This window comes from Segatella copri, from assembly GCF_019249765.2.
Taxonomy (GTDB): Bacteria; Bacteroidota; Bacteroidia; order Bacteroidales; family Bacteroidaceae; genus Prevotella; species Prevotella copri_K.
Genome location: NZ_CP152484.1, coordinates 2,709,024 through 2,723,092, shown reverse-complemented (window position 1 = coordinate 2,723,092; position 14,069 = coordinate 2,709,024). Strand labels below are relative to the sequence as shown.

Here is a 14,069-nt window from a genome sequence, read left to right as displayed (position 1 = left end):
CTTTCTTTTATCGTGTTTTGGGAATCCCCTTATTTCTTCAGGAAGAACCTTACCAGGAGGAAGTTTACCGGGATGCAGATGCAGAGGGTGGGTATCATAGCCAGCTGTTTGGCTAGACCCAAGCCTACGAAGAGGTTGAGGCAGAGGGTCTGCATCGAGTAATTGACGACGTGGGAGAGGGTGAATCCTGCTCCGCGCTTGGCATTCGCCTTTACCTTGAAGGTATAGCGGGTACTGGCGATGAAATTGAAGATGAAACTCACGATGTAGGCGATGGTGTTGGCTGTGGTAGCCAGACTGTGGTCGCCCATGTTGGGGATGAAATGGGCCAGCGCCGGCATCATAGCCAGGTAGATGACATATTGCAGTACCGTAGCCAGTCCGCCTACGATTCCGAATCTGATGACTTCGCCCAGCTTCTCTCGCTTGGCATCATCCATATTATTTATCTTGTTCTTGATATTCATGTTGCAAAAGTACTTCAAAATCTCCAAATTACCAAATATATCCTGGTATTATTTATCTCAGCATCTTTCCTTTTCCGAAGAGATAAGCCAGATGGGTCTTCTCCATCATCTTGGCGATGCCGATGCTTCCGGCTATAGCGATGAAAATGGTAACGAGGGCGAAGATAATCTCGCTCCTGTCCCAGCTAAAGAGGGGATGATAAAACTTGGCTGCCATCGTAAAGATTGGGTGGAAGAGGTAGATAGGCAGCGTGTTGCGGCCTATATATAATAAGGTGTCTTCTGTCTTTCGAACGTAGGCATGATCCTGTAGGCGGTTGATGAGGCTGTGTATCCACATCAGGGATGAAATGCAGCACCAGCAGGAGAAGACGATGGCGAGCGTGCCCCAGTCGTACCATTCTTCCATGCCCAGAAGTAGCAGCCAGAGAAGTAGGGCTGCTGGGGAAGGACGGAATATCCTGTCAAAGCCGATATGGCATTGTCTGAGCACCACGCCGATGAAATAATAGGTGGCGGCACTCGGCGAAAGAGCAGGTGTCTTGGACAGGAGCAGGAGTAGGGTGGCGAAGATGAAGAGGCTTGTAGTGGTACTCATCGTTGTTTCCCCTTGTCTGAGTTTTCCCCAGGTTGCTCCCTTGAAACTGACGTAATAGAGAATGCCGCAGATAATCATGGTCTGGATGAACCAATAGGGACCGATGGAAGTAACGAATATCTTCTCGCAAATCTGCGCGAGGGATAGTTCCGTGATGCCATCTCTTACGGGCATGAAATAGGAAAGTACAGAAAACCCGGTAACCATGATGACGTAAGGCAAAGCGAGACACATCAGGTATCTTCCCATCTCCTTTGGGCTTTTCTCGATATTCACGAGATAGCCCGTAATGATGAGGAAGGTAGGCATCATAAACGAGAGAATGCCTGCCTTGAGCTGGGGGTATGCGTTGCCGAAACTCACGATATGAATCAATATCATGAGAATAATGAGGATGGCTCTTATCCAGTCGATGTCTGTATTCCTTTGTTTCATAACAAGCTAATGTATTGTAAGTCAGTAAGTTGGTATACTTGGTACGGCGTTTCGCCGTACATGGGTACTTGGCAAGATGGTTCGCGACTCCGTTAGGCTTTCCTGTCTTCCGTTATGCGTTTCTAAATTCTGAAGGGCTTGTAATGACCTTTATCGGCATAGGCGAGCATCTCCTTGTCGCCTCGGCTGTCGCCAAATGCCTCTATCTCGTATTGCGTGCGGTCGAAAGATAATGAGGGGGTACCGTAGGCATTGGCGGTTGTGGTGGTCAGTGCCTCGCAGATGCGATGCACCTTTTCCTCGCCATAGCAGTTGTTGCTCTTGAACTTGCCGGTAAGTCTGCCGTCAATCACTTCTATCTGGGTGCCTAAAACCCTGACTCCATCCAGGCCGCGAACTTTAAAGAACGGGCGGACCCAATTGTCGATGCTGGCACTCACGATGAAAACCTGAGCACCTGCAACCAGGGCTTCGTGTACCAGCGTAACACCTTTGGGGCGCAACAGATGCTGGTATTCTTCGGCAAAATCGCGGCAGAGCGCATCAAACTTCTCGATACGCATGCCGGCAAAAAGATGGGCAAAGATGAGTTGCTTCGCCTTCCAGTTGGGAAAAAGATGCAACTTCATCAGTACCAGGAGCGGACTGTACATCAGGAAAACCATCAGAAAACGACCGGTACCCTTGGCATATCTGATGAATTCCAGCAGGGTATCGCTTGTTGTCAGCGTTCCGTCGAAATCGAAACAATATATTTTCTTCTTCATTTTCTTATACGATATAAATAAGGATCAGGAAGGAGAGCAACCAGGCGAGCACGATAAACTGGGTGATGCGGTCGCGCAGGATAATCTTCGTAGGGTCACCACTCTTCTGGTCTACCACGGCTATCTGGATGTATCTCAGCAAACCTACCAGCACAAAGACACTCGTAAGATAGAGATAATCAGTATGGAAATTATCAATTACCTCCGGACTCACCGTATACATGATGTAACATACCAGGGTTACGGAAGCCGTAATTGTGATAGCCTGGTTAATGAAAGTGAGGTTGTAGCGGATGGTATTCTTGCGGGGAGCCTCGCCCGTCTTTTCCATGCGCAGTACATCATCGCGGCGCTTGGCAAAACTCATGAAGAGGGTGATGAGGAAGGTCATCAGCACAATCCACTTACTGAGTACGATGCCCGTTGCTACACCACCTGCCAGCAGACGGAGTACGAAACCGAAAGCCACGATACATACATCGATGATGGCATATTGCTTGAATTTGGCGCAGTAGCCGAGATTCAGAAGCCAATAGAAGATGATGATTCCCATCGTCTCCCATGAGCCGAGCAGGCTGCATATACCCATAGAGAGGGCAAACATCAGGAACATCAGTCCGTATGCCTGTTTGATGCTGACCGCCCCCGATGCTATCGGACGATGGCACTTGACCGGGTGGCGGCGGTCGGCCTCCACATCATAGATATCGTTGAAACAATAGATGCTCGATGCGGCAAAACTGTAGGCGAAGAAAGTAATCAGACCCTCCTGCAGGGCATCTGCATGCAACAGGGCGCCGCCAAAGAACAGCGGTAAGAAGATAAAGCCATTCTTGATCCATTGTTTTGGGCGAACCAGTCGCAGCAGCGCAGCAAAACCTTTACTGTCTTCCAATTTATTCTCGTTCATAAAACTCCAATTTTCTTAATAAATAAACTCCTTTTTACTTGATAAACTTAGCTAACTCTTTAGAAATCCATCCGGTTATCTTGCTCAGAATCCATGCTGCAGGCAGGGTGATGCCTATGCAGATGAAGAAGGTAGGCCAATAGCCCAAGTGATGCGGTTCTAGGTATTTCAGCACGAAGTGGATATGGAGCAGATAACACTCCAGACTCAGCGCTCCCACAAACATGAACCCCTTGTTAAACCAGCTCGGTGTGCGGCGGAAGATGCGGTTCAGCAGCAGGATGCTGGTGATGGTGAGCGGGATATAGAGCATGCGTTCCAGGAAGAGCGGAAACATGCCATGCTTCTCCTGTTCCAGAAAGATGCTCGCCAGCAGCGTCATTAGGAACATGAGCCATATCATCCATATCGAAGCGCCGTCGAGCGTCTGTTTCTGTCTTACCATCTCACCCATGTTGATGCCGATGAAGAAGATAGGCACGCGGCTCCAGAAAATCTCCAGATGTCCTACAGCCTGATGTATCGGGGTAACATATTGTACCAGGATGCACCACATGATCATCACCACCGGCAGCCAGCGGTAGATAGGATGGCGCTTGATGAGTTCCATGTAGGCAGGGGCAAAGAGATAGAGCATCATCGTAGCCGGGATGTACCAGAAGTTGAGCTCATCATGCAGCCAGAAGCCCCAGTTGATGGTTATCTCTCCAAAGAGATAGATCCAGTTCCAGGTGCTTCCGCCCTGGAAAGAAGGGATATAGAAGAGGCAGGCTATGATGAGCCAGGTAGGGTAGATGCGCAGATAACGGCGGATGAAGAAATGCTTGGCAGAAGGATTCTTCATCCACGAGAACCAGAGACCTATTCCGCTGAGAAAGAGGAACATGTCTACACCGACATTGCCCATTCTGCGAAGCCCGAAAAAGGCATCTTCTCTAGGCAATGCCACATGAAAGAGGATGATGAACAGCATGGCTGCTCCCATCAACTCGCCGCGAAACCGGCTGATATTCGCCAGTTCTATATCTTTAATCTTCATGATTTTCTTTTAATATTTCGGGTTTGGAATCTTCTTCATCAGTAGGGTGAAGAGCCATGCCAGGCAGATGCTCGATATGATGTAGAGGAGCAGACCGGCATAGATGTCGCCCTGACGGCTGATAGGGATGAATATCTTGCGGGTGATAGGGTGGCATACGAAGAGAGCGGCGGAGATGCTGCCCATCCACTCTAATACCTTATAAATACCTGATAGCCAGCTGATGTTCTGGAGCAGGTCGGCTACCAATACGCTCAGCAGACAGAAGAAGAAAGGCACGAAGGTCCAGCCAACCATGCTGCCGCTCAGACTGTAGATAAGCGAGATGCAGAAGATGCAGCCAAAGAAGTTGGTGATAGGCGAATGGAACGTCATGAGTATCTTTTCGCCATATCTGGCATAGAGTATGCCCAAACCGAATGGCAACATGCCGCCCATAAAGTTGTAGCGGTAGCGGTTCATCACTTCACTCTCCGGATTGTCAAAGCCCAGGAGGAGCTGGATGACGATGCAGATGGCCATCAATCCTACGGTCCATCCCCAATGGCGGCGATAGAGCAGCAGACGATAGACGATGTAAAGTTGCAGCATCAGACCGAAGAACCAGTACGGACCCGGCCAGATGATGTTATCCGGATTTGGCAATACATTATTGAACATGCCCAGCATCGCAACGATGTCGAGCGCTGCATAGTGGTGAGAGCCAGGCGTGATAAGGTCGAGCATCGTGAATGCCACGAAACCTACTATCATCATCTTGAAGAGTTTCAGATAGTGATAGCGGATAAAGTGGAGCGGTTCGCGCCAGTTGATGCTTCCTGTAAGTTTCTTGCCCGAGATGTTGTACATTCTGGCCTGCTGTTCGGTAGAGAGATGAGGTTTAGCCTCGTATTTCATCACCAGTCCGTAAGCACTCAGAAAGAGGAATACGGGCACACCGTAATGGCCGAAGAACGAGAGCAAGTGCACAGGCAGGTTGAGGTCCATGCTGACCATTACCTGGTTCAGCCAGTCAACATTGTGCTGGAAGTATTGATACTCGTTCTCCTTGACAATAGGTCCCAGCCAATGGCAGTAGTTATGCAAGAAGATGCCGATGATGGCGAGTCCTCTCAGGGCATTGCATGCCGGGCGTGATAGAATAGCACTATTCATAATCAGTTTCTCCTTTCTTTCTTTTTTACCTTTTTACTTTCTTCCTTTTTTATCTTTTCCAGATGCGCATCACGAAGTTTGTCGTAATCGGCAGAGTTTTTGAGGATACGTGGTCGCATCTCGTCATATTTCGGACTCAGGATGTTATATTCCTCCTTATAGGTAGGTGTCTCAATGCCAGCCAGATATAACAGAAGATGAGGCAGGGCGTCGGTCATGAAGCGCTTGTCCTTAGCCTTGCGTATCTGACGGTAGATATCGCGGTGGTTCCTGATATATTTTGGCGAACAGTATATCCAGAACGGAATTTCAAACTCATAGTGAGCCAGCGGCCAGTCGATTTCTGCAGAATGGTTACGGCAGATGAAGCCTCGGTTCTCTTCGTAGCATTCCTCGCCATGGTCGGGCACGTAGATGACGATGGCATCCTGCTTCTGGAAACGCTTTACAATCTGGGCTACGATAGAGTCGTTGTAGAGGGTGGCGTTATCGTAATGACTCAGCATCTTGCGCTGGGCATTGGTCAGTTCAGGGCGCTTGTCTTCATAACTGCTTGCCCAGAACCGGGCTTGCTTGGTGCGGTAGCGCTGCTTATAGTTTACATGCTGTCCCATCAGGTGGAAGATGGTGAGGTTGTGCTCCTTCTGGAAGTTCTTCAGACTGTCATCATAATCCTTCAGCAGTCCGTCGTCCAGGTCGTGGAGCTGGGTGTTGCGATGGTCAAACTGAAGTTTGCTCAGTTCCGGGTTGTTCAGGAAGAAACCGCCGCTGAAGTCGTAAACCGCCTCCTTTGCCTGTGGCAGGAATTCGTTGGTGATGAAGGTTACGTTATAGCCTGCCTTTCGGAACACTTCAGGGAAGAGCGGATAGTCGCACCATTCGCCTTTCTCGCCTACCACATGGGTAGAGAGCATGTTCTTGAAAACGAAACTGGTCAGGTTCCAGCAGGTTACCACATCGGTAAACTTGGTGAGTTTGCGCGATTTCTCCAAGGCTACCTGCTGTGGAGTGGTATCCATAAAATAGCCGTACTGCTGGGAATGATGGCGGCCGAAGCTTTCGCCGATAATCAGCACGATGTTTGGCGAGCGGTAGCTGCAGCTGTCAACCTTTACTTCGTGGGCAGCATGAATGAGTTGGGTAATCTGATGCGCAGCCAGCTGGTTGGCATAGATGCTGAATTGGAGTCGGTAGACAGGCAGATAGAGTACAGCATGATCCTTTTCTGTCAGGATATGCTCTACTTCGCCTATCGTTCTACCGTTCATGAGTTTATGGTAAGCCATCTTGTTGTGCCAGGAGGTGCAGCATCCTATGATGAAGATGATGAGGCATAGGATTCCGAAACTGGCAGGCATGGCTGCAGTCATGCGGGGGATAGCCATCAGCCGTTTCTTGACAGAAGCCAACTCCAGAACAGTAATGATGAAAACGTATAGCTTGATGAGTTGCTTGCGGAAGATGGCGATGAGAATCTGGATGAGAGCCAGAAGCAGAATCCAGCCCACACTACTGAAGAGAACCTCGGCAGAGATGAGGGCTGAGAGGAAACTGCTAGCCTCCGAACTGTTGGTCTCGCCCACCAGCATCAGCATAGAAGGGTTGAGCGTAGAGCCGAAATTCACGTAGCAATAGGTGTCGGCGGCAGCTGTACTATATAATATAAGGTATAGTACGGCACGCAGACCCCAGCGCACCTTCTTGGGGAAGATGGCGACAACGGCACACACAACATAGAGGTCGACAAAGAGTTCCAGGAACAGGTTGTCGTATAAAGTCCCCTTGGCTGGTGTAGTCACGATAGAACTGATCATGCCCAGCAGGTACATGAACACAAAGAAGTTGGCATTTCTGCGAATCGGCGCAGAAGCCACGTTCAGACACTTCTTAATGATTTCTTTCCAACTCATTTTTTGCTGTTTGTTGTTTAAATATGATTTTAAGCGTTTTCGGAGAGAGGGATGCTTAGAGCTGCCTGTAGTTTCTGACAGCCAGTTGTTCGATGCATTCCGGCACCATTCCCCTGATGCTTTCCTCCTCTTTGATACGCTTTCTGATTTCCGTGCTGCTGATGTTGAGCAGTGGAGTTTCTACGATGGTAACGCCTTCTGGCACATTGCCTATGCTGGCTCCCTGACGCGGATAAACCACGATGGGATAGTGGGCTAGGATGTCGTCGTGGTGGTACCACTTGTCGAAAGCAGCCCAGTTGTCGCCACCGATCAGTAGGGTGAACTCGTTTTCGGGGTAATCCTTGCTGATGGCTTGCAGCGTGTGCCAGGTATAAGATGGCTTAGGCAGGCGGAACTCGTAGTCGCATGCCTTCAGTTGTGGCTCGTGCTCCAGCGCTTTTTCTACCATTTCCAGGCGCAGCTGGTCGTCGAGCAAGTCGGTAGCGGTCTTCTTGAATGGGTTCATGGGCGAAACCATGAACCACACCTCATCCAGGCAGGCCTTCTCGCAAAGGCTTTTCGCCAATGCGATATGGCCCGTATGGATGGGGTTGAAGCTACCGCCAAAGATTCCTACCTTCTTCATTTCTTACTCTGCGTCTAGGAAGGCCTTGACGAGCTGATAAACCTCCTGCTGAGCCTTCTCCAAGTCATCGTTTACGACCACGTGGTCAAACTGAGGGGCAAAGGTCAGCTCATAGCTTGCCTTGGCAAGGCGCTGCTCAATCACCTCAGGCGCATCAGTATTGCGGCCAACCAGACGGCGGCGCAATTCCTCTACCGAAGGAGGCTGCACAAAGATGCTCAAGGCACGCTCGCCATAATACTTCTTGATGTTTACACCACCCTTCACGTCAACATCGAAAATCACCGACTCGCCCTTGGCAAGCTGGTTTTCTACCTGTGACTTCAGGGTGCCGTAGAATCTGTCCTGGTAAACCTCCTCGTACTCCAGGAACTCGTCAGCCTCAATCTTAGCCTTGAATTCCTCTGGAGAGAGGAAGAAATACTCTACACCATTCTGTTCTGTACCGCGCGGAGCACGAGAGGTGCAGCTGATAGAGAAAGCCAGCTTCAATTCCGGGTGCTCTTTCATCAGCCAGTTTACTATTGTGCTCTTACCGCTGCCCGATGGGGCGCTGAAAATTAACAATCCGTTCTTCATTTTTTCTTCTTCTTTTCTTTATTTGCTGTTTGATAGGGGGCTTTTTGGACAGGCGATAATCGCCTGGAACGGGGGCGAGGCTTTCAAAAACGCCACTTGAGGGGGCTTTTGAGGGGGCTCTTGGGGAGAGAGGAGGTGCCTGTCTCTTGTTTAGAGGGCATTCAGCACCTGCTCCTTGATCTGCTCCAGTTCGTCCTTCATCTTCACCACGATGTTCTGCATCTCAGCCTGGTTGCTCTTAGAGCCGGTGGTGTTGATTTCGCGTCCCATTTCCTGTGCGATGAAACCGAGTTTCTTTCCTACACCATGACCTTCCTCATTCATGGTCTCGCGGAAATACTTCAGGTGGTTGGCAAGGCGCTGCTTCTCCTCGCTGATGTCGAGCTTCTCGATGTAGTAGATGAGTTCCTGCTCCAGGCGGTTCTTGTCGTAATCCACATTCGGAATCTGCTGCAGGCCGTTAACGATGTTCTGTCTGATCTTCTCCACGCGAGCCTTCTCGTATGGTTCGATGCTAGCCAGAAGAGTCTGGATATTATCCACCTTCTCTGTGAATTTCTTCTGGAGAGCGGCTCCTTCCTGCTTGCGGAAGGCTACGAGATGGTTCACAGCCTCGCAAATTGCATTTTTTGCCACTTCCCACTCCTCATCGCTCAATTCTTCCACATCCGTCTTCGTTGTTACATCAGGAAGACGCAACAGAGTGCTGTACCAGTCGGTTGGCTCAGGAATGCCTGTTTCAGCCGAAATCTTCTTGATTTGCTGGTAATAATTCTGTACAAGCGCCGCGTTGATAGGAGTGGCATCTGTAGTAGCATCCTTATCAATCCAGATGGCGAAGTCAACCTTGCCTCTTTCTAGATTTTTAGAGATATACTGACGGATTTCCATCTCCTTCTCTCTATAGAGCGGAGCAATACGAGTAGAGAGGTCAAGCGTCTTGCTATTTAATGACTTTATCTCTACATTAATCTTCTTTGTTTTAAAGGCCGCGGTAGCTTTTCCGAAGCCTGTCATTGACTGTATCATATAATCTTTCGCGTTAAATTTCTGCAAAAGTACAAAAAAAAGCGAGAAAATGAGTATATTTGCACCTTATTTAAGAATATATTTTTTAATTATGTCGTGTATTTTGAATATTGAGACGAGTACGGACGTGTGCTCAGTGGCAATTAGTGATAGTGGACAGGTGATTTTCAACCAGGAAGATCACACAGGTCCGAACCATGCTGTTAAGTTGGGTGTGTTTGTGGATGAGGCTCTTGATTTCCTCGATTCTCATGGTCTTCCGCTGGAGGCTGTGGCGGTAAGTTGTGGTCCGGGTTCCTATACCGGATTGCGTATCGGTGTGAGTATGGCGAAGGGCATCTGTTATGGTCGCGGTGTGAAACTCATCGCTGTTCCAACACTCGAACTGATGGCAGTGCCTGTATTGCTTGGCGAACATCCTGAGGAGGAAGACGCTCTCATCGTACCTATGCTCGACGCCCGCCGCATGGAGGTATATGCCGAAGTGCTCGACCGCGCCCTGAAGGTGGTTCGCCCTATTCAGGCTGATATTGTGGATGCTGATACCTACAAGGAATATCTGGACCAGCATCATGTATACTTCTTCGGAAATGGCGCTGCCAAGTGTATGGAGACCATCAACCATCCGAATGCTCACCTCGTAGAGGGCATTGAGCCTTTGGCTAAGAATATGGCTCCGCTGGCAGAGAAGCGTTTTGTAGAGGGCAAGTTCGAAGATGTGGCATATTTCGTGCCTTTCTATCTCAAGGATTTCGTGGCTAAGATGCCAAAGAAACTGCTCTAGAATTATTGATTATATAAAATGTTGTAAGAATGAATATAGAAGGATTAGACTATAATACCCAGAGAGCTAAGCTCATTCTGCCTGAGTATGGCCGTGAGATTCAGCAGATGGTAGACCATTGTCTGACGCTTACCGACCGTGAAGAGCGCCAGCGCTGTGCAGAGACCATTATTGCAGTCATGGACCGTATGTTCCCTGAGAACAGAGGGGTAGAGGACCATGAGCAGAAACTCTGGGACCAGCTTGCCATCATGAGCAATTTCCAGCTCGACATCGATTTCCCTTATGATGTATCGGATGCTGTGAAGATAGCAACCAAGCCGGAGCCTTTGCCATATCCTATGCAGCACATCCCGGTGCGCCATTATGGAGCTATGCTCTTCGAGATTTTCGAAAAGCTGAAGACGATGGAACCAAGTGAGGAGCGCGATAAACTCGTGGAGCTTACTGCCAACCAGATGCATCGCGACCTGGTAACCTGGAGCCATGGCTCCAGTGATGTAGCCAAGGTAGCTTCCGATCTGGCACGTTTTACCGATGGCAACATCCAGCTCGATCTCGATACCTTCGTTTTCGAGAAGATTGAGGCGCAGCCTAAGAATGTAAATAATAATAAGAAGAAAAAGTAATCCACATTATTATATATAGTAGACAAGCTTATGGAGTCTTTTATCATAGAGGGCGGTCATCCGCTCAAAGGTACTATCACACCTCAGGGCGCCAAGAACGAGGCCCTGCAGGTTATCTGTACCACAATCCTTACCGACGAGCCTGTGCGCATCACCAACGTGCCGGACATCCTGGATGTGAACAACCTGATTAAGTTGCTCCAGGAGATAGGTGTCAAGGTAACCAAGCACAGTCGTCACGACTATACATTCCAAAGTGATGAGTTGAAACTCGATTATCTCGACAGTCTGGAGTTTGTGAAGAAATGTTCTTCTCTTCGTGGTAGTGTGCTCATGATAGGTCCGCTGCTCGGTAGATGTGGCAAGGCTACCATAGCTCAGCCGGGAGGCGATAAGATAGGTCGTCGCCGTCTGGATACCCACTTCCTGGGCTTCAAGTATCTGGGCGCCAACTTCGTTCACGATGATGAGCGTAATGTTTATCAGATACAGGCTAAGAAGCTGAAGGGCTGCTATATGTTGCTCGATGAGGCTTCGGTTACCGGTACTGCCAATATCATCATGGCATCAGTATTGGCAAAGGGCACTACCACCATTTATAATGCAGCTTGCGAGCCATATATCCAGCAGCTCTGCCATCTGCTCAATGCGATGGGCGCTCAGATCAGCGGCATCGCCAGCAACCTGCTCACCATCGTGGGTGTTGATAAACTGCATGGTGCCGAGCATCGCATCTTGCCTGATATGATTGAGGTAGGTTCGTTCATCGGCATGGCGGCAATGTGTGGCGAAGGTGTGCGCATCAAGAATGTGTCTGTCAAGGATTTGGGCATTATTCCTGATGCATTCCGCCGCCTGGGAGTGAAGATAAAGATAGAGGACGATGACCTTGTGATTCCAGAACAGAAACATTATGTCATCGATTCGTTTATTGACGGCACCATCATGACGCTTGCCGATGCCCCTTGGCCAGGACTCACTCCTGACCTTCTTTCCGTGCTCCTCGTAGTGGCTACCCAGGCTCGTGGCAGCGTCCTCTTCCATCAGAAGATGTTCGAGAGCCGCCTCTTCTTCGTGGATAAACTGATTGATATGGGTGCGCAGATCATTCTCTGTGATCCTCACCGTGCTGTGGTGGTTGGTCATGACCATAAGATCAAACTGCGTGCTGGCAGAATGACCAGTCCTGATATCCGTGCCGGTATTGCCCTGCTGATTGCTGCCATGAGTGCCAATGGTACCAGCCGCATTGCCAATATCGCCCAGATAGACCGTGGTTATGAGGATATCGAGCATCGCCTTAATGCGCTGGGTGCCAAGATTACCCGTGTCAGTGATTAATCAATGTTAAATGTTAAATGTTGAATGTTGAATGATTAGACGTGACGAAGTATATAAGATAGGCAAGTTGGGAAAACCTCATGGTGTGAAGGGCGAGATTACTTTCGCCATTACAGATGATGTTTTCGACCGTGTAGATGCCGAGTACCTGGTACTCGACATCGATGGCATCCTCGTGCCTTTCTATTTAGAGGAATATCGTTTTAAGAACGATGAGAATGTGCTCGTGAAGTTTGAGGATATCGATACCCAGGAGCAGGCACGCAACTATACCGGTTGCGAGGTTTTCTTCCCACGTCATCTCTCTGACAGTGATGAAGAGAACATGAGCTGGGCAGAAATCATCGGTTTCCATCTGGTAGATGCTGTAAGCGGCAAGGTGGTAGGTACCATAGAACATGTAGACGATTCCACCCTCAACCTTCTTTTCGAGGTAACAACCGATGCAGGTGATGAAATCCTCATCCCTGCCAGCAATGACCTCATCGAAGAGGTGAGCGCTGAAAAGAAAGAAATCAGAATGGCGATTCCGGAAGGATTGCTCGACTTATAAAGTGAAGAAATATGAAGAAACAACAGATATGTATTCTCGGTTCTACGGGAAGTATCGGTACACAGGCGCTTGATGTCATCGAGCAGCACAGTGACCTTTACGAGGTATATTGCCTCACCGCCAACAACCGAGTGCAGGAACTTGCCGAGCAGGCTCGCAAGTTCCATCCGGCTGCTGTGGTCATAGCCAATGAGGCTCGCTACGAGGAGCTGAAGGATATGCTCAGTGATGAGCCTGATATCAAGGTTTATGCCGGTGCTCAGGCGCTTTGCGATATCGTACAGGCTGAGCCTATCGATATGGTGCTGGCTTCCATGGTAGGCTTCTCGGGCCTGGAACCAACCATCCATGCCATCAAGGCGCGTAAGAAGATATGTCTTGCCAACAAGGAAACGCTGGTGGTAGCGGGTGAGTTGATCTGTAATCTTGCACAGGAATATCATGTGCCTATCCTCCCTGTTGACAGCGAGCATAGTGCCATCTTCCAGAGTCTGGTGGGTGAGGGCGACAACGAGGTAGAGAAGATTCTTCTGACCTGTTCGGGTGGTCCTTTCCGTAATTATACCCACGAGCAGTTGGAGAAGGTGACTGCTGCCGACGCCCTCAAGCATCCTACCTGGGATATGGGTGCCAAGATAACCATCGATTCGGCTTCGCTCATGAACAAGGGCTTCGAGGTGACAGAAGCTAAATGGCTCTTTGGGGTTCCGGCTGACAAAATTGAGGTGCTTATCCATCCGCAGAGCGTTGTGCATAGTGCCGTTCAGTTTGTTGATGGTGCTGTCAAGGCTCAGTTGGGTGTGCCAGATATGCGTCTGCCTATCCAGTATGCCTTCTCTTTCCCTCAGCGTCTGCATCTGAATGGCGATCGTCTCGACCTCTTCAAAACGCAGGATTTGCAGTTCTTCAAGCCTGACTATCAGAAGTTCAAGTGCCTGCAACTGGCTTTCGATGCCATCAGAAAGGGTGGTAATATGTCGTGTATCGTGAATGCAGCCAACGAGATAGTGAATGCCGGCTTCCGCAAAGGTGAGTGTGGCTTCCTTCAGATGGCTGATATCATCGAAGAGACGATGGCGAAGGCTACTTTCGACAGTAATCCCGACCTCGATGTCTATCTGCAGACCGATGCTGAGGCTCGCCGCATAGCTACAGAGCTGATGCACAAGTAATAGTTTATAGTTAATAGTTTATAGTTAATAGTTAAAATGAACGTTGGATATAGGGCTCATCATAAAGTTCAAA

The 14,069-nt window shown here is 49.2% G+C and carries 15 protein-coding genes; 5 read left to right on the top strand and 10 right to left on the bottom strand.

Annotated elements, in window-relative coordinates:
* Positions 1-29 precede the first annotated feature (29 nt).
* The 10 genes from KUA46_RS11695 to KUA46_RS11650 all read right to left on the bottom strand — a co-directional run bounded on the left by KUA46_RS11695 (position 30) and on the right by KUA46_RS11650 (position 9,517).
* Positions 30-467, bottom strand: coding sequence for a GtrA family protein (locus KUA46_RS11695; protein WP_218486724.1), 438 nt, complete (start codon positions 465-467; stop codon positions 30-32).
* A gap of 52 nt (positions 468-519) precedes the next feature.
* Positions 520-1,500 carry an acyltransferase family protein gene (locus tag KUA46_RS11690; protein ID WP_218486725.1) on the bottom strand — a complete coding sequence of 327 codons (981 nt, stop codon included), beginning with the start codon at positions 1,498-1,500 and terminating at the stop codon, positions 520-522.
* A gap of 122 nt (positions 1,501-1,622) precedes the next feature.
* Entirely contained in the window at positions 1,623-2,267 is a 645-nt protein-coding gene (locus KUA46_RS11685) for an HAD family hydrolase (RefSeq protein WP_218486726.1), read from the bottom strand.
* 4 nt (positions 2,268-2,271) lie between these two features.
* Positions 2,272-3,177, bottom strand: coding sequence for a decaprenyl-phosphate phosphoribosyltransferase (locus KUA46_RS11680; protein WP_218486727.1), 906 nt, complete (start codon positions 3,175-3,177; stop codon positions 2,272-2,274).
* A 34-nt stretch (positions 3,178-3,211) separates the two neighbouring features.
* A complete protein-coding gene (locus KUA46_RS11675) occupies positions 3,212-4,216 on the bottom strand; it encodes an acyltransferase family protein (protein ID WP_218486728.1) in 1,005 nt (334 codons plus the stop codon).
* A gap of 9 nt (positions 4,217-4,225) precedes the next feature.
* Complete coding sequence (locus tag KUA46_RS11670; protein ID WP_218486729.1) at positions 4,226-5,371, bottom strand: acyltransferase family protein; 1,146 nt, start codon at positions 5,369-5,371, stop codon at positions 4,226-4,228.
* Positions 5,372-5,373: 2 nt separating this feature from the next.
* Positions 5,374-7,281 carry a phosphoethanolamine transferase gene (locus KUA46_RS11665; RefSeq protein ID WP_153080211.1) on the bottom strand — a complete coding sequence of 636 codons (1,908 nt, stop codon included), beginning with the start codon at positions 7,279-7,281 and terminating at the stop codon, positions 5,374-5,376.
* Positions 7,282-7,336: 55 nt separating this feature from the next.
* On the bottom strand, positions 7,337-7,909 hold the full coding sequence (gene nadD / locus KUA46_RS11660; protein ID WP_117728062.1) for a nicotinate (nicotinamide) nucleotide adenylyltransferase: 573 nt from the start codon (positions 7,907-7,909) through the stop codon (positions 7,337-7,339).
* Between the two features lie 3 nt (positions 7,910-7,912).
* Positions 7,913-8,488, bottom strand: coding sequence for a guanylate kinase (gene gmk, locus KUA46_RS11655; protein WP_218486730.1), 576 nt, complete (start codon positions 8,486-8,488; stop codon positions 7,913-7,915).
* 150 nt (positions 8,489-8,638) lie between these two features.
* Positions 8,639-9,517, bottom strand: a complete 879-nt coding sequence (locus KUA46_RS11650; protein ID WP_022120347.1) for a YicC/YloC family endoribonuclease — start codon at positions 9,515-9,517, stop codon at positions 8,639-8,641.
* A gap of 91 nt (positions 9,518-9,608) precedes the next feature.
* Between KUA46_RS11650 and tsaB the strand changes: the two genes are divergently transcribed.
* Genes tsaB through KUA46_RS11625 form a run of 5 tightly spaced genes read left to right on the top strand, consistent with a single transcriptional unit; the run spans position 9,609 to position 13,996 of the window.
* The gene (gene tsaB / locus KUA46_RS11645) at positions 9,609-10,301 is read left to right on the top strand and encodes a tRNA (adenosine(37)-N6)-threonylcarbamoyltransferase complex dimerization subunit type 1 TsaB (RefSeq protein WP_040553267.1); all 693 of its coding nucleotides are present in this window, start codon (positions 9,609-9,611) and stop codon (positions 10,299-10,301) included.
* A 29-nt stretch (positions 10,302-10,330) separates the two neighbouring features.
* Positions 10,331-10,930: a DUF4290 domain-containing protein gene (locus KUA46_RS11640; RefSeq protein ID WP_006847970.1), complete on the top strand. Its 600-nt coding sequence runs from the start codon at positions 10,331-10,333 to the stop codon at positions 10,928-10,930.
* A 30-nt stretch (positions 10,931-10,960) separates the two neighbouring features.
* Complete coding sequence (gene murA / locus KUA46_RS11635; RefSeq protein ID WP_022121310.1) at positions 10,961-12,271, top strand: UDP-N-acetylglucosamine 1-carboxyvinyltransferase; 1,311 nt, start codon at positions 10,961-10,963, stop codon at positions 12,269-12,271.
* 31 nt (positions 12,272-12,302) lie between these two features.
* Positions 12,303-12,824 (top strand): ribosome maturation factor RimM, encoded by a 522-nt coding sequence (rimM, locus tag KUA46_RS11630; RefSeq protein WP_117728768.1) that lies wholly within the window; start codon positions 12,303-12,305, stop codon positions 12,822-12,824.
* Between the two features lie 11 nt (positions 12,825-12,835).
* Positions 12,836-13,996 carry a 1-deoxy-D-xylulose-5-phosphate reductoisomerase gene (locus KUA46_RS11625; protein WP_006847967.1) on the top strand — a complete coding sequence of 387 codons (1,161 nt, stop codon included), beginning with the start codon at positions 12,836-12,838 and terminating at the stop codon, positions 13,994-13,996.
* The last annotated feature ends 73 nt before the right edge of the window (positions 13,997-14,069 follow it).